16 protein-coding genes and 1 tRNA gene are annotated in these 13,841 nt (G+C 66.0%); 9 read left to right on the top strand and 8 right to left on the bottom strand.

The window, feature by feature from the left end; all coding sequences use genetic code 11:
* The first annotated feature begins 215 nt into the window (after positions 1–215).
* On the top strand, positions 216–869 hold the full coding sequence (locus CI805_RS04690; RefSeq protein WP_260926708.1) for a hypothetical protein: 654 nt from the start codon (positions 216–218) through the stop codon (positions 867–869).
* Between the two features lie 232 nt (positions 870–1,101).
* Here CI805_RS04690 and metW read toward each other — a convergent pair whose 3' ends face one another.
* From metW to CI805_RS04675, 3 genes are all read right to left on the bottom strand, one after another.
* On the bottom strand, positions 1,102–1,707 hold the full coding sequence (gene metW, locus CI805_RS04685; protein WP_260926706.1) for a methionine biosynthesis protein MetW: 606 nt from the start codon (positions 1,705–1,707) through the stop codon (positions 1,102–1,104).
* Positions 1,704–1,880 (bottom strand): hypothetical protein, encoded by a 177-nt coding sequence (locus tag CI805_RS20835; RefSeq protein ID WP_313958527.1) that lies wholly within the window; start codon positions 1,878–1,880, stop codon positions 1,704–1,706. The genes metW and CI805_RS20835 overlap by 4 nt, the downstream gene beginning before the upstream one ends.
* A gap of 271 nt (positions 1,881–2,151) precedes the next feature.
* Positions 2,152–3,258, bottom strand: coding sequence for a homoserine O-acetyltransferase (locus tag CI805_RS04675; protein WP_260926704.1), 1,107 nt, complete (start codon positions 3,256–3,258; stop codon positions 2,152–2,154).
* A 125-nt stretch (positions 3,259–3,383) separates the two neighbouring features.
* Here CI805_RS04675 and hisC point away from each other — a divergent pair, with 125 nt between their 5' ends.
* The 4 genes from hisC (at position 3,384) to CI805_RS04655 (ending at position 6,739) form a co-directional block, all read left to right on the top strand.
* A complete protein-coding gene (gene hisC, locus CI805_RS04670; protein WP_260926703.1) occupies positions 3,384–4,508 on the top strand; it encodes a histidinol-phosphate transaminase in 1,125 nt (374 codons plus the stop codon).
* A gap of 10 nt (positions 4,509–4,518) precedes the next feature.
* Positions 4,519–5,436, top strand: coding sequence for a prephenate/arogenate dehydrogenase family protein (locus CI805_RS04665; protein WP_260926701.1), 918 nt, complete (start codon positions 4,519–4,521; stop codon positions 5,434–5,436).
* A gap of 335 nt (positions 5,437–5,771) precedes the next feature.
* Entirely contained in the window at positions 5,772–6,326 is a 555-nt protein-coding gene (locus CI805_RS04660; protein WP_260926699.1) for a Panacea domain-containing protein, read from the top strand.
* A gap of 14 nt (positions 6,327–6,340) precedes the next feature.
* A complete protein-coding gene (locus tag CI805_RS04655) occupies positions 6,341–6,739 on the top strand; it encodes a hypothetical protein (protein ID WP_260926697.1) in 399 nt (132 codons plus the stop codon).
* A 316-nt stretch (positions 6,740–7,055) separates the two neighbouring features.
* Here CI805_RS04655 and CI805_RS04650 read toward each other — a convergent pair whose 3' ends face one another.
* The 5 genes from CI805_RS04650 to ftsE form a co-directional block, all read right to left on the bottom strand.
* Positions 7,056–7,559: an NUDIX domain-containing protein gene (locus CI805_RS04650; protein WP_260926695.1), complete on the bottom strand. Its 504-nt coding sequence runs from the start codon at positions 7,557–7,559 to the stop codon at positions 7,056–7,058.
* A 73-nt stretch (positions 7,560–7,632) separates the two neighbouring features.
* Complete coding sequence (locus CI805_RS04645) at positions 7,633–8,328, bottom strand: lysophospholipid acyltransferase family protein (protein WP_260926694.1); 696 nt, start codon at positions 8,326–8,328, stop codon at positions 7,633–7,635.
* Positions 8,328–8,858 (bottom strand): YdcF family protein, encoded by a 531-nt coding sequence (locus CI805_RS04640; protein ID WP_260926692.1) that lies wholly within the window; start codon positions 8,856–8,858, stop codon positions 8,328–8,330. The genes CI805_RS04645 and CI805_RS04640 overlap by 1 nt, the downstream gene beginning before the upstream one ends.
* 10 nt (positions 8,859–8,868) lie before the next feature.
* Complete coding sequence (locus CI805_RS04635) at positions 8,869–9,837, bottom strand: cell division protein (RefSeq protein WP_313958526.1); 969 nt, start codon at positions 9,835–9,837, stop codon at positions 8,869–8,871.
* On the bottom strand, positions 9,834–10,553 hold the full coding sequence (ftsE, locus tag CI805_RS04630) for a cell division ATP-binding protein FtsE (protein WP_260926690.1): 720 nt from the start codon (positions 10,551–10,553) through the stop codon (positions 9,834–9,836). Before ftsE ends, CI805_RS04635 begins: the two co-directional genes overlap by 4 nt.
* Before the next feature lie 173 nt (positions 10,554–10,726).
* Here ftsE and CI805_RS04625 point away from each other — a divergent pair, with 173 nt between their 5' ends.
* The 4 genes from CI805_RS04625 (at position 10,727) to CI805_RS04610 (ending at position 13,841) form a co-directional block, all read left to right on the top strand.
* Entirely contained in the window at positions 10,727–11,653 is a 927-nt protein-coding gene (locus CI805_RS04625) for a zinc-ribbon domain-containing protein (RefSeq protein WP_260926688.1), read from the top strand.
* A gap of 214 nt (positions 11,654–11,867) precedes the next feature.
* Positions 11,868–11,954 (top strand) — tRNA-Leu (locus tag CI805_RS04620).
* A 180-nt stretch (positions 11,955–12,134) separates the two neighbouring features.
* Positions 12,135–12,722 (top strand): RNA polymerase sigma factor, encoded by a 588-nt coding sequence (locus CI805_RS04615; protein ID WP_260926687.1) that lies wholly within the window; start codon positions 12,135–12,137, stop codon positions 12,720–12,722.
* Positions 12,723–12,833: 111 nt separating this feature from the next.
* On the top strand, positions 12,834–13,841 hold the full coding sequence (locus tag CI805_RS04610) for a FecR family protein (protein WP_260926685.1): 1,008 nt from the start codon (positions 12,834–12,836) through the stop codon (positions 13,839–13,841).

Raw genomic sequence — 13,841 nt, 5'->3', positions numbered from 1 at the left:
GCGCCTCTCGGAAGGTCCGGGCGCTATAGACGGAGGGCGGTCGGGGCGGATGACAGATTGTAAATGGGGGAGAAGATTTTGGGCGATGGGGAATGATCTGTTCCGGAGCCCGTAAGTCGAAAAGCCCTTTGAGCAGAGCTTGCAGTTTTGCCGGATATTTCCGACAGTGTAGGGGTTTGAATGCGTTACTGGGCAGAGCAAAAAGAATGACAGTCGTGGCGACTGCCTTGATGAAAGAAGCTATCCATCTGCCTTGGTTGGAGATCGTCAGGACCGTCGCGCCGGTTGTGACTGCATGGATCGCGTTTAGAGCACTACGAAACTGGCAACGGCAAGATCGAGCGAAACGCGAAGTCGAATTTTTAGACCAACTCATAGATGCAGCACAACAGTACATCGTAGAAATACGGATTCCGGTTGAACTCTTGCGCATGGCGAAAATTGGAGCTGCAAGCCATGTTCGGGACTGGGAAACACGCGAAGAGGATGACAAGATTATCGCCGGAGCCATTGCATACATCAACAAGCGAGGTGAGCAGGACGGGAAGCGATTAATGGAGGCGCTCGCGGCCATCGAGCCATCCGTCGTCAAATTAAGGTCACTAGCTGTGAAAGGGCAGGTACTGAATTTCAGTGACTACCAAAGATGTCACGATGCCGTGATCAAGATCACTTGGCATTTCGGTCGCCTGCAAGCCTTTACGTCGATGATCCAATCTCCTTCATGGAACTGGGAGAACCCCGAGGTGAGCGGACTCTTAACCAAGGTAATGACCATCGACACAAACGAGATCATACAAGATCTCGACGCAAACGCTGCAACCATCATAGGGTTCGCCCGCGACACGTATAAACGCATCTATGGCTGATTTTTCCCACTCCTTCGTCATTCCCGCGAAGGCGGGAATCCAGTTAGCGCAGCATTTCGACACGAAGATCAGTAGCAAGTTACGCGCCGAAGTTAGAATATACACAGCGGACGAAAAAATGCCCTTTGTCGCGAGGTCGACACTGGATTCCCGCCTTCGCGGGAATGACGAAGGAGGTAAGTAGGCGTCAGAGACTTACGCCACAGTTCAATGCGCCGACGCCCGCAAACCCTCACCGCGACAGAAGAAACACCGCGTGTTCGGCGCGGAAGTTCGCTGCCGCCGCGCTGCATTTCGTGTCACCGGAAAGGAACCAGCGGCCTTCGACGGTAATGCCGCGCTCGTTCAGCAGCGCGCGAAAATCGTCGACGGTCAGGTGATGGATGTTGGGCGTCTCGTACCAGGCCACGGGCAGCAGGCGCGTCACCGGCATGCGGCCGCCCCACAGCAACGAGAGGCGCACGCGCCAGTGGGCGAAGTTGGGGAAGCTCACGAAGGCGCGGCGGCCGATGCGCAGCAACTGGTCGAGCACCAGATCGGGGCGCATCGTCGTCTGCAGGGTCTGCGAGAGGATCGCGTAGTCGACCGACTTGTCGGGATAGAACGACAGGTCCTGATCGGCATCGCCCTGGATCGCCGAGAGCCCGCGCGCCACACAGGCGCCGACGTTGGCCGGATCGACGTCCATGCCGCGCGTGTCGCACGCCAGCCGGTCGCGCAGCGCCGCCATCAGCGTGCCGTCACCGCAGCCGACGTCCAGAACGCTGCTGCCGCGCGCGACATTGGCGGCGATCACCGCAAGGTCGGGGCGCAAGTGGGCTGTTTCGGCAGCGGTCACGAAAGGGCTTTCAGTTCGGCGGCAAACGCGTCCGACAGGCGCTCCATGTAGCGCTCGGGCCGGATCGGGGTGTGGAAGCCCACGCCCTCGTAGACGCCATGGGCATCGGCGGTGACGAGCGCGAAGCGGCGCACGGTGGCATAGTCCGGATTCTCGACGAACCACTGGACCATGCGGCGGCCCACGCCTGCCCCCGCGCGCGATCGTCGACGAAGACGTCGGCCAGCCAGGCGAAGCTCGCCTTGTCGGAGATCATGCGCGCGAAACCCACCTGCCCCAGCTCCGGGTGATAGGCGCCGAGGCAGTGCGAATTGGCGATCTGCTTGTCCACCTGCGCGCGGGCGATCCCCGGCGTCCAGTAGCTGGAGGCCAGCCAGCCGTGCACCCGCTCGACATCGAGGCGGGCCTTGTCGTCAGCCAGTATGATTTCCGGCGAAAGCGCGATCATGCGATGAACCCCTGCACCACGCGGTCGAGCGCGGGCACGTCGAGAAGGAAGGAATCGTGGCCGTAAGGCGCGGACAGCTCGACGAAGCTGGCGGGCAGCCCGGCGGCGTTCAGCGCCTGCACGACGCTGCGCGATTCGGCGGTGGGATAGAGCCAGTCGGTATCGAAGCTGACGAGGCAGAAGCGCGCCTTCGATTTCGCGAAGGCATTCGCGAGCAGGCCGCCGTGCTCTTCGGCAAGGTCGAAGTAGTCCATCGCGCGGGTGATGTAGAGGTACGAGTTGGCATCGAAGCGGTCGGTGAAGGCCAGCCCCTGATAGCGCAGGTACGATTCGATCTGGAAATCGGCGTCGAACCCGAAGGTCTTCTCGTCGCGGTCCTGCAACCGGCGCCCGAACTTGGCGGTGAGGCCCGCTTCCGACAGATACGTGATGTGCGCGGCCATGCGGGCGACCGAGAGGCCCTTCTCCGGCCCCTTCCCGTGCGCGTAATAGTCGCCCTCGCGCCATTCGGGATCGGCCATGATCGCCTGTCGGCCCACCTCGTGGAAGGCAATGTTCTGGGCCGAGTGGCGCGCGGTGGAGGCGAGCACCAGCACCGCGCGGGCGCGCTCGGGGAAGTTGGCGGCAAGGCTCAGCGCCTGCATGCCCCCCATCGATCCGCCGACGAGCGCGTGCAGGCTGTCGATCCCCAGCGCATCGAGCAGGGCGATGTGGCCGCGCACCATGTCGCGGATGGTGATCACCGGGAAGCGCATGCCCCACGGTTGTCCATCCGGCGCAAGGCTGGCGGGACCGGTCGAGCCCATGCACGATCCGATCACGTTCGCACAGATCACGAAGAAGCGGTCGGTGTCGATCGGCCTGCCGGGGCCGACCATGCGCACCCACCAGCCGGGCTTGCCGGTCTTGGGGTGGTGCGAGACGACATGATGATCGCCCGTCAGCGCGTGACAGATGAAGATCGCGTTGTCCTTGGCCGCGTTCAGCGTGCCGTGGGTTTCGTAGGCGATGCGCACGCCGGGCAGGCTCTGCCCGCCGTCGAGCACGAGCGGTTGCGCAAGGTCGAGGACCTGGCTGGAATCGATGAAGGGAGCCGTGGCCATGATGGCACGCCAAGTGGGCCTGCCGCGTCTGCAAGTCAACTTTCAGGCGACAAAGCAGCGCTATTGCCTCCTCGTGCATCTCGCGCTGTCATTTGCGCAGCGCCTGCGGTAAGCCCCGCCGCGCTATGACCGAGACCGTGAACGCCGAGCCCGCAGCCCGCACCGCCCCCACGCCCAAGCCGTGGATCGAGGCGATCCATGCCTATGTGCCGGGCAAGTCCAAGGGCAAGGACGGTCAGCCGCTGATCAAGCTCTCGGCCAACGAGAACCCGCTCGGCACCAGCCCCGCCGCGCTCGCCGCGCGTGCGCAGGCCCCGGCGCTCTACCCGGACCCGGACAGCACCGCGCTGCGCGCCGCTATCGCGCACAAGCACGGCCTCGATGCCGCGCGCGTGGTGATGGGCACCGGCTCGGACGAGATCCTGCACATCATCGCGCAGGGCTATGCCGGGCCGGGCGACGAGGTGATCTACGTGCGCTACGGCTTTGCGGTGTATGACATCGCCGCGCGCCGCTGCGGGGCGACGCCGGTGGTGGCGCCCGATCTCGACTACGGCACCGACATCGACGCGCTGCTGGCGCTCGTCACCGAAAAGACCCGCGTGGTCTTCGTCGCCAATCCGAACAACCCCACCGGCTCGTACCTGCCCAAGGGCGAGATCACCCGCCTGCACGCCGCGCTGCCTGCCGACGTGGTGCTGGTGATCGATCAGGCCTATGGCGAATATGTCGCCGCAGAGGACGAGGACGGCGCCTTCGCCCTCGCCGCCGCGCACGACAATGTGCTGGTGACGCGCACTTTCTCCAAGATCTTCGGCCTTGCCGGAGAGCGGATCGGCTGGGCCACCGGCGCGCCGGGCCTGATCGACACGCTCAACCGCATTCGCGGCCCCTTCAACGTCTCGGCCACCGGACAGGCGATGGCGTTGGCCGCGCTCTCCGACGAGGCCTTCATCGAGGCCGCCCGCATCCACAACCGCGACGAGCGCGCGCGCTTCGTCGAACGCCTCACCGCGCTCGGCAACCACGGCCTTCGCCCGCTGCCCAGTCAGGCGAACTTCGTGCTGGTGCTGTTCGAGGGCAAGCTGACCGCCGAGGCCGCGCTCGAAGGGCTGGCCGATGCCGGGTACATCGTGCGCTGGCTGCCCGGTCAGGGCCTGCCGCAGGCGCTGCGCATCACCATCGGCAAGACGCACGACATGGAGGCCATCGCCGACGCGCTCACCCGCATGGTCGAACAGCAGGGCTGAGGCGGCACCGATGGCTTTCCGTCACGTCGCGATCATCGGCCTTGGCCTTCAGGGCGGCTCGATCGGCCTTGCGGTGCAGGAAGCCCTGCCCGACATGCGCGTGACCGGGCATGACATCAGCGCCGAGACCCGCCTGCGCGCCGCCGAGCGCGGCCTTGTCCAGCAGGTGTTCGAGACCGCGGAAGAGGCCGTCTCCGGCGCCGATCTGGTGATCTTCTGCGTGCCGCCGGGCGCCATGGGCGCGGTCGCGGCACCTTTACGCGAAGCCATCGCTCCCGATGCGCTGGTGAGCGACGTCGGCTCGTCCAAGCAGCTGATCGCGCGCGAACTGGGCGCGGCGCTGCCCGACCACCTCGTGATCCCGGCGCACCCGGTCGCGGGCACCGAGAATTCCGGGCCGGACGCAGGCTTCGCCGCCCTGTTCCGCAACCGCTGGTGCATCGTCACCCCGCCCGAGCAGACCGACCTCCTCAAGCTCTCGGCACTGGTCGAGTTCTGGGAAGCGCTCGGCGCCAATGTCGAGCGGATGAGCCCCGAGCATCACGATCTCGTGCTCGCCGTCACCAGCCACCTGCCGCACCTGATCGCCTATACCATCGTCGGCACCGCGTCCGATCTGGAAGACGTGACCCAAAGCGAGGTCATCAAGTATTCGGCGGGCGGCTTCCGCGACTTCACCCGCATCGCCGCCTCCGACCCGACGATGTGGCGCGACGTGTTCCTGACCAACCGCGAAGCCGTGCTGACGATGCTCCAGCGCTTCACCGAAGACCTCACCGCCCTCCAGCGCGCGATCCGCGTGGGCGACGGCGACCAGCTCTTCGACCACTTCGCCCGCACCCGCGACATCCGCCGCTCGATCATCCAGGAAGGCCAGGACGACAGCCGCCCCGACTTCGGCCGCAGCGATCACGGCAAGGGCAAGTGAGGGTTGCGAGGGGTGATTAGGGCGAAAAGCTGATTCCGGGGCCATCGCCCCGGACCCCGTTCCGTCTCCCGGAGCAGGTATCGGCACTTAGCGAAACCGTACTGCGTGTTTTGAGGTCTGCTGCGCCCACATTCAGGGCGTTCGGCAGCAATGTGCCCGCGCCCAGAACCAGACATTCGGATTTCGACTGAGTATGGTACCAACTGACACCCTTAGTGCCAGCTGGCTGAAACGGATGCTTTTCCTAGAGCACAATATCCGTACGTGCGTTGTGGAAAATTAAGATAGGCTTTGCTATATGAATTATGCGACGATCGGTCGCAGGAGGCTTCCAAGTGTATAATTCAGCAAAGGCGGCGCAGATCATCGCCTATCTTGCGCTGAAAACTGAGGCTCGCGCGATCAATATGTTGAAGGCGATCAAGCTCGTCTACATTAGCGATCGGGAGGCACTGAAGCGCTTCGCCATACCGATGCTTGATGAGCCGCGAGCGTCATTGCCGCACGGCCCTGTGAATTCGTTGACCTACGATAACGCCAAGGGCGAAGTCGAGGACACGAACTGGTCAACCATCCTCGATGATCGGGCCAACCACATGATCGGCGTCAAGCCGAATATCGAGGTGGACGACCTTGACGAACTCAGCGACGCCGAGGTCGAGGTGCTCGACAGCGTTTGGGAGAAGTTCGGCAGCATGACGCAGTGGCAACTCCGCGATTGGACGCACAAGAGCGACAACATTCCCGAATGGGAAGACCCGAACGGCAGCTCAAACCCGATCCCGCTTGAGCGATTGCTCCACGCGGTCGGCATTGAAAACACTGCTGAACATGCGCAATTCCTTCGCGACCAAGCATCGATTACTAAACTGCTCGCCCAGTTAGCATAAGCAGGCGATGGGGTATGGCATTCGCGAAGAAGGGCACACTGCTCATTGTGTCTGGGCCGAAGCACGATCCCGAACGTAAGCATCTGCATGTGGTCTGCAATGATCCAGACGACGATGGGAACGTAGCACTAGTAAGCATCTGCTCGGTCACTGGTACGAACCACGACACCACCTGCATCCTTCAAGAACACGAGCATGCCTTCCTCAAGCATGAGTCCTTCGTGCTTTACGCACGAGCGAAGATCGTCAGCGAGAGCAGCCTCGCGAACGGGGTGGCGGCTAAACTTATGGTCATTCACGACGACATGAACGGGCAAACTTTTCTGCGCGTGCTAAAAGGCGCCTGCCGCTCGCCGCTGACACCGCGCAAGGTAAAGAAGTATCTCGGCTGCGCTGAGTTGGAAGCCGAGTAAAACTCGGCCACCTAGCTTAGCCTCGCTCGTCAGCGCTAGCGCAGACTACGTGACCATTGTGTCGTCATGGCTGCTCGATCAGCGCGCCGTCTCCCCAACTTCCCCCGGCTGATTGGGGCGCGACTGCCCACCAGTGGCCAGACTTACGAATAGCTGGTTCATGACGTGAACCGACATTCCCACCACAGGGCCGAAACCAGTGTGCTGGCCGGCAGCCGGCGCCGATTGATGACTACCACGTCTACGACCCGGTTCCGAACTGGCCATTCGCCTACCAGCCAACAGCACCTCAAACCCTACCAGCCCCCCAGCCCCGTCACGCCCTTGCGGTATTCCTCAATGCGGCGGCGGGTGGCGGGGAAGTGGTGTCGGGGAGATCGTCGAGCGCGAACCAGCCCGCTTCGGCGATTTCCAGCGGGTCGGCTTTGGCGAGATCGGCGGTCTGCGGCGTATCGGTGCGTACGGCGAAGATGACGATGTGGTCGTCCTTGCCCTCGCGGCGGCTGTGGTAGACGCCGAGCACCCGCTCGATCACCGGGTCGGTGATCGCCACTTCCTCGCGCAACTCGCGCAGCAGGGCATCGCCGATGCTCTCGCCCTTCTTCACACCGCCGCCGGGCAGATACCACTGCGCGGTATAGGTATGCCGCACCAGCGCCACCCGCCCCTGCGCGTCGGTCAGCACCGCGCGCACGCCGATGGTGCGGGGCTTCGTCACGCGCCAGAACAGGCGGGCCAGCGATCCGATCAGCCGGTGATGGAAAGCCATGCGCGCGCCCTGCCTCTTCTCTTGTGCCAAGGCGCCGAGATGCTGACGCATCACGCCTTGGAAATGTTCAAACGCCACACGGGCTTAACCAAAGCCCCATGAGCCAAGCTCATCGAGCTTTGGCTTACCCGTTCAGCGCGTTGATCGCGGCGAGCACTTGTGCTTCGGCTTCGGCGCGCGGCAGGCCGGGCTCGATCCGCGCGCCCACCCGGAAGGTGATGACGCCGGGCTTCTTCCAGAGCCGGTGATAGAGCCGCCCGCTGTCGACCGCGATGGGCACCACCGGCACGCCGATCATCTTGTAGAGCCCCGCAAACCCCGATTGCAGCGGCGGCCTTTGTCCATGCGGCACGCGCGTCCCTTCCGGAAACAGCACCAGCGCGCGGCCCTCGGCAGCAAAGGCACGCCCCTGCGCCACCATCGCACGCAGGGCCTTCGCGCCCTGATCGCGCTCCACCGGCACCACGCCATAGGCCAGCGCGGCCTTGCCCCAGCCGGGCAGGCGCGTCAGCTCGGCCTTGGGAAACGGCGCGGGACGGTCGAACAGCAGCGGCAGGTCGATCGCCTCGAAGAAGCTCTCGTGCTTCATCGCCACCAGCACGCCGTCGGTCGGGATCTGGCCCTCGATGCGCACCTCGATGCCCAGCAGCATCCGCGCGCAGCCCCGGTGGAACCCGGCCCAGTGCGCGACCATCCGCACCAGCAGATCATGGTCGATCCGCGCGGCGACCAGTGTCACCAGCACCATCGCCAGCGTGCCGAGATAGAAGATGATATAGAAGGCAAGGGAGCGGACCACGTCCGCCGCGCTCGTTCGCATCAGGCGCCCCACAGTGTCGTCAGCTCGCGTGCGAGCAGCTTGTGATATTCGAGAAACAGCGTGCCCAGGCTCGGCCGCGAGGGCACCGCGTCGCGGTAGAGCGTGACGCCCTTGGGCAGCTCTCTGCGCAGTTCCAGTTCGGCGCGGCGCATGTGCCAGTCCGCCGTGATGAGGCGCACCGTGCGCGCGTGGTGCGCGGCCACCCAGTCCCCCGCCTCGATGGCGTTGGAGCGCGTGTCGAAGGCCTCGTACCCCAGCGTGATGCAGCACGCCATCAGCCGTGGCGGCACCTTGTATTCCACCCGGAACTCGCGCGGCTTCACTTCGCGCCCGACGCCCGAGACCAGCAGGCGCGGCGCCTGACCACGCTTCAGCACGGCGATCGCCTGTTCGATCCGCCCGCCGCTCCCAGTCAGCACGATGGCCGCGTCGGTCTGGCGCGGCCCCAGCGGCCCCGGCAGCGCGACGGCGAACCAGACGAACCCGAAAAGCCAGATCAGCAGGACAAAGGCGGCGGTACGGCGAAACATGCTGTGTCCACTATAGCATCTTGCGCAGCGCGTGCAGCACCGTCATGCGCGCCGTCACCATCGCCAGCAGCGTTGCCAGAACGGGCACGAGCACGATCAGCACCCAGTCGCTCCACACCAGCGCACCGTAATCGACGAGCCCCGCGCCAAGCCCTGCAAAGCGCTGGCCGAGGCCGAGAATCACCGCGACCGCCAGCGCCAGCCCCAGCGCCCCGCCCGCGCCTGCATCCGTTGCCGTCGCGCGCTGGAACACGCCTGCCACCTGCCGGTCCGTCGCGCCGAGCAGGTGGACGATCTCGATCACCTCGCGGCTCGCCCCCAGCGCCGAGCGCGAGGCGAGCAGCACGGCAGCGGCCAGCGCACAGGCGAGCAGCACGATAAGCGCCGCCGCCAGCAGGCGCAGCGACTGCATCGCCCGGAACACCGGCTTGAGCCAGTCCGACTGCGCATCGACACGCGCCGCCGGCGCCACGTCATGCAGCGCGCGGGCAATCAACGCGACACGGCTGGGCGTCGCGGCGGCATCAAGCCGCACGTCGATCAGCGCAGGCACCGGCACCGAGACGCCATCCTCGTCGCTGGCGCCCGTACCCAGCCATGGCGCGATCAGCGCATCGGTCTCGGCCTGAGGCACCAGCCGCAGCCCGGTGACATGGGCCATGTGCTCCAGCTGGCGCGTGGCGGCGCGGGCCTGTGCATCGCGGATCTCGGGGCGCGGTTCGAGCACCTGCACGGTCACGCCGCCGTCGATCTCGGCCCGCGCGGCAGACACTGCGTTGCCGAGCGAAAGCCCGCCCGCCAGCGCGATCGCGGTCAGTGCCACCATGATCGCGATCACCCAGGGCATCGGCCCGGTCAACCGCGCCTGCGGGAACAGGTCGCGCCCGGCCAGCCGCTGCCCGCCGCCGCCCTGCAGGCGCCCGACCATAAGGCGGGACAACACACCGTTGTCGGACCGTTTCGTCAGGGCACCGCTCATGGCGTGCGCCTCGGCGGATAGCGCAGCATGCCGGTGGGGTCGGACAGACGCCCCTTGTCCAGCCGCATGATGAGGCTGTCGGGCACCTTGCGCAAAAGGTCGAGATCGTGGGTGGCGACGACCACCGTGGTCCCCTGCCGGTTAAGCATCTCGAACAGGCGCAACAGCTTGAGCGCCATCTCGGGATCGACGTTGCCGGTCGGCTCATCCGCCACCAGCATGGCCGGGCGCGCGATCACCGCGCGGGCGATGGCGACGCGCTGCTGCTCCCCGCCCGAAAGCGCGGCAGGCGGCGCATCGCGACGCTCGGCCAGGCCCACCCACTGGAGAATATCGGCCACCGGCTTCTCGATCTCGCGCTCGGCGATGCCTGCAACGCGCAAGGGCAGCGCCACATTGTCGAAGGCGGACAGGTGCGGCACCAGTCGGAAGTCCTGGAACACCACGCCGATGCGGCGGCGCATCGCCGGCAGGCGGCGGCGCGGCAAGGTGATCGCATCGGTGCCGAACATGCGGATCATCCCGCGCGACGGACGCTGCGCGAGGTACAGCATCTTGAGCAGCGAGGTCTTGCCCGCGCCGCTCGCTCCGGTGAGGAAATAGAAACGCCCGGCGAACAGCGTGAAGCTTAGGTCCGCCAGAACTTCGCGCTCGGCCGAATAGCGCAGCCCCACATTGTCGAAGTGGACGATCTCCCCATCGGCGGCGGTGGTCATCGAGCGGCGTTACTTCCGTTGACGGGCGGACAGGACAAGCAGGCGAAGCGACCCGAAGAGGCCGTGGGCGCGGCTATAGCGAGCAATGTATGTGGAAAAAAGGGCCATGCGCCGCTTAGTCGTGCACAGGCTGCTTGTCGCGCTTCGTGCAAGCGTGCTTTAGCTGATGAACGATGATTATCGCCTGCCCCGCCTGCACGACACGCTACGCCGTGCCCGATAGCGCGATCGGCCCCGAAGGCCGGACGGTGCGCTGTGCGAAGTGCAGGCACAGCTGGTTCCAGGAAGGGCCGGACTTCGTACCCCAGCCCGTACCGGAACCTGCTCCTGCGATGACCGCCCCGGTCATGGCGCATGCCTCGCCCATGGCAGCTCCAGCGGCAGCGCCGATGGCGCCCCCGGCAGCAGCGGCACCCGTCTATGCCGAACCGGTTGCCGCGCCCCCACCGCCACCACCACCTCCCCCGCCGCCTCCGGTTCCCGAAACGCCGGTGCCGTTCGCCGGGCACGAGGAGGCCCGTCCCGCCCCGGTTCGCGTGCCCCCCGCCGCCGCCGAGGCGCGCGCGGCGGAAAAGCGCACCGCGCCGCCCGCGTTCTACGACGATGCGGCGAACGGGCGGTATGCCGACGAGCAGACCTCCAGCTTCGAGCATTCGCCGCCATTCCGGCCGCGCCGCAACTGGACGAAGATCGGGACCTATGCTGCGGGCATCTTCGCCGTCGTCACGCTGGCTCTGGCGGGCGCAGTCGCCATGCTCGGCCTGCCGGACTGGCTGCCGCTGCCGCACCCGACTTTCGTGAAGGGCCAGAGCGACCTGCAACTGGACTTCCCGGCCCGCCGCCAGGATCGCGAGACGCTGCCCGACGGCACGCAGTTCTTCAGTGTCAGTGGCACTGTCACCAACATCGGTGGCGAGACGCGCGACGTTCCCTCGATCCTGGTGGTGCTGCGCGACAAGCGTGACCGCATCGTCTACGAAAAGGAGATCGTCCCCTCCAAGGCCAAGCTGATGCCGGGCGAGGCCGAGACGATCAACGAAGCGTTGACCGACATTCCCAAGGCGGCTTCGGCTGCCGAAATCGGCTGGAAGCCCGACTGATTCTCTTCCGATCGGCGCCGCGCACCGCCCGCAGGACTGTGGGCGAACTGCCGACACGCGCTCAAAGCCCCGGAAATCCGGCGGTTTTCCCGGCGCCGTCAACGAAACGTCAAAAAAATTCGCGATCCGCAGCTAATGCGCTTGCCGACCCCGAAACCCTTTGCTAGAGGCGCGCTCCTACCACGGGGCACCGTCAAACGGCCCCGTCGATCGTGCGGTCGTGGCGGAATTGGTAGACGCGCAACGTTGAGGTCGTTGTGGGCGAAAGCCCGTGGAAGTTCGAGTCTTCTCGACCGCACCATCTTTCCTGAAAATTCGGAATAATCAACGCCTTCGGGCCACAGCCAGGCTGTGCCCTGAAACTTGCGCTCATCCCTCGGGCGGCTTCCGATCGCACCCGGCATCACCGCACCCAGCGCGCATCTGCAACTTTTTCCGGCAGCGTTTTAAAAGTGTCATGTTGCTCTGCGAAAGGGCGCGGATGCTTCACGCCGTAGAAGCGCGCAGTGCCTGGCTCGCGCGCCACATCCTGCCCCACGAACCCGAGCTGCGCCGCTGGCTGGCGCGCTCGTCGGATATCGGCGGCGACCAGATCGACGATCTGGTGCAGGAATCCTACGCGATTCTCGTCGGACGCACAGAAGTCGATTCGATCCGCGATCCGCGCAGCTACCTGTTTCAGGTCGCGCGCTCGGTACTGCTCCAGCAGCTGCGCCGTTCGCGCGTGGTGGCGCTGGGCGCGCTCGACGATCTCGACCGGCTGGGCGCGGCGACCGACATGCCCTCGCCCGAGCACCAGACACTGGCGCGCGACGAATTCGCCCGCGTGGCCGCCGCCATTGCCGCCATGCCGCCCCAGACCCGCCGCGCCTTCCAGATGCGCCGTGTCGAGGGCCTGTCGCAGCGCGAGATCGCAGGGGCTCTCGGCCTGTCCGAGAACACGGTCGAAAAGCACATCGCCCGTGGCATCCGCGCGCTGATGAAGCAGTTCGGGCGACGGGACCAGCGCGTCGCACCTGCCCCCATCGCGGCGCCCGAGCACGCGCCCCGTCGCGCCAAAGCCTCCTGACCGGAAATATTTCGCGCCCCGGTGGCGGAAACATCGATCCCGCTGCATCTAGGGCTCGCGCCGGGAAAATCCGGTACGAAGCAAAGCCCCACCGGAGCCACCCGTCCCGCCATGATTCCCCCTTCGCCCGCCAAGGCCATCGACGCCGATGCCGCGTCCTGGGCGGCCCGGATGGATCGCGGGCTGAGCGCGGGCGAGGAAGCGCAGCTCGAAGCGTGGCTGGCCGCGAACAGCCGCCATGTCGGCGCCCTCGCGCGGGCTCGGGCGATCTGGGTCCACGCGGAGCAGGCCGGGTCGCTGGCGCCGCTGATCGATGTGCGTCCCGATTCCGAACAGTATCCCGTCACACACCGCCATCTCCTGTCCCGCCGCCATGCCCTCATCGGCATCGGCGCGCTGGCGGCCAGTGCTGCCGCCCTGACGCTTTCGCCGCTGCGGCTGTGGCCGCAGGGGCGCCAGCTTGCCACCGGGATCGGGGAGATCCGCCGGGTGCCGCTGCCCGATGGCAGCGTGGTGACTCTCGACACCGCCACCAGCCTGACGCTGCGCTTCACCGACACCGAACGCCGCGTCCTGCTGCATGCAGGCGGCGCCTATTTCGAAACCGTCGCGGCTGAGGCCCGCCCGTTCGTTGTCGAGGCAGGCGTGCTCTCGCTGGAAGCGGGCGCGGCAGCGTTCTCGGTCCACGCGCTGTCGGGCGTGCCGGTAACGGTGCTGGTGACACGCGGCGTGATCCACGCGCTTGCGCGTGCTGAGAACAACGAGCGATCCCAGAGTATCGGACCAGGCATCCGCGCGGTGCAGAGCGCGGGACTTCCCGGCGAAGCCGCCGATGCCCTGCCCACCCGTCTTGCGCCGCTGCCGCCCGCCGAAGTCGATCGCCTGCTGTCATGGCGGCAGGGGCAACTCGCGTTCGAGGGCGAGACGCTGGCCCATGCCGCCGAGACCTTCCGCCGTTATGCCAGCCCGGCCATCGAGATCGCCTCACCCGAGCTGGCGCGCGAGCCGATCACCGGCCTGTTCGCGGCAACCGATCCTGCCGGTTTCGCCGATGCCGTGGCGCTCAGCCTCGATGCCCGTGTCTCGCGTCAGGATGGCGTGATCTGCCTGACCCGCTGA

Source organism: Novosphingobium sp. 9 (assembly GCF_025340265.1).
In the GTDB taxonomy this organism is placed as follows: Bacteria; Pseudomonadota; Alphaproteobacteria; order Sphingomonadales; family Sphingomonadaceae; genus Novosphingobium.
The sequence above is the reverse complement of the archived record's forward strand: the minus strand, read 5'-3'. Positions and strand labels throughout refer to the sequence as shown.

What these genes read in the sequence shown, in the direction of transcription:
- CI805_RS04635 (WP_313958526.1), bottom strand. Translation starts at nt 9,837, where the DNA reads ATGAGCGGTGCCCTGACGAAACGGTCCGACAACGGTGTGTTGTCCCGC.
- CI805_RS04610 (WP_260926685.1), top strand. Translation starts at nt 12,834, where the DNA reads ATGATTCCCCCTTCGCCCGCCAAGGCCATCGACGCCGATGCCGCGTCC.
- CI805_RS04650 (WP_260926695.1), bottom strand. Translation starts at nt 7,559, where the DNA reads ATGCGTCAGCATCTCGGCGCCTTGGCACAAGAGAAGAGGCAGGGCGCG.
- CI805_RS20835 (WP_313958527.1), bottom strand. Translation starts at nt 1,880, where the DNA reads ATGGTCCAGTGGTTCGTCGAGAATCCGGACTATGCCACCGTGCGCCGC.
- CI805_RS04665 (WP_260926701.1), top strand. Translation starts at nt 4,519, where the DNA reads ATGGCTTTCCGTCACGTCGCGATCATCGGCCTTGGCCTTCAGGGCGGC.
- CI805_RS04615 (WP_260926687.1), top strand. Translation starts at nt 12,135, where the DNA reads ATGCTTCACGCCGTAGAAGCGCGCAGTGCCTGGCTCGCGCGCCACATC.
- CI805_RS04675 (WP_260926704.1), bottom strand. Translation starts at nt 3,258, where the DNA reads ATGGCCACGGCTCCCTTCATCGATTCCAGCCAGGTCCTCGACCTTGCG.
- ftsE (WP_260926690.1), bottom strand. Translation starts at nt 10,553, where the DNA reads ATGACCACCGCCGCCGATGGGGAGATCGTCCACTTCGACAATGTGGGG.
- CI805_RS04625 (WP_260926688.1), top strand. Translation starts at nt 10,727, where the DNA reads ATGATTATCGCCTGCCCCGCCTGCACGACACGCTACGCCGTGCCCGAT.
- CI805_RS04645 (WP_260926694.1), bottom strand. Translation starts at nt 8,328, where the DNA reads ATGCGAACGAGCGCGGCGGACGTGGTCCGCTCCCTTGCCTTCTATATC.
- CI805_RS04640 (WP_260926692.1), bottom strand. Translation starts at nt 8,858, where the DNA reads ATGTTTCGCCGTACCGCCGCCTTTGTCCTGCTGATCTGGCTTTTCGGG.
- hisC (WP_260926703.1), top strand. Translation starts at nt 3,384, where the DNA reads ATGACCGAGACCGTGAACGCCGAGCCCGCAGCCCGCACCGCCCCCACG.
- CI805_RS04655 (WP_260926697.1), top strand. Translation starts at nt 6,341, where the DNA reads ATGGCATTCGCGAAGAAGGGCACACTGCTCATTGTGTCTGGGCCGAAG.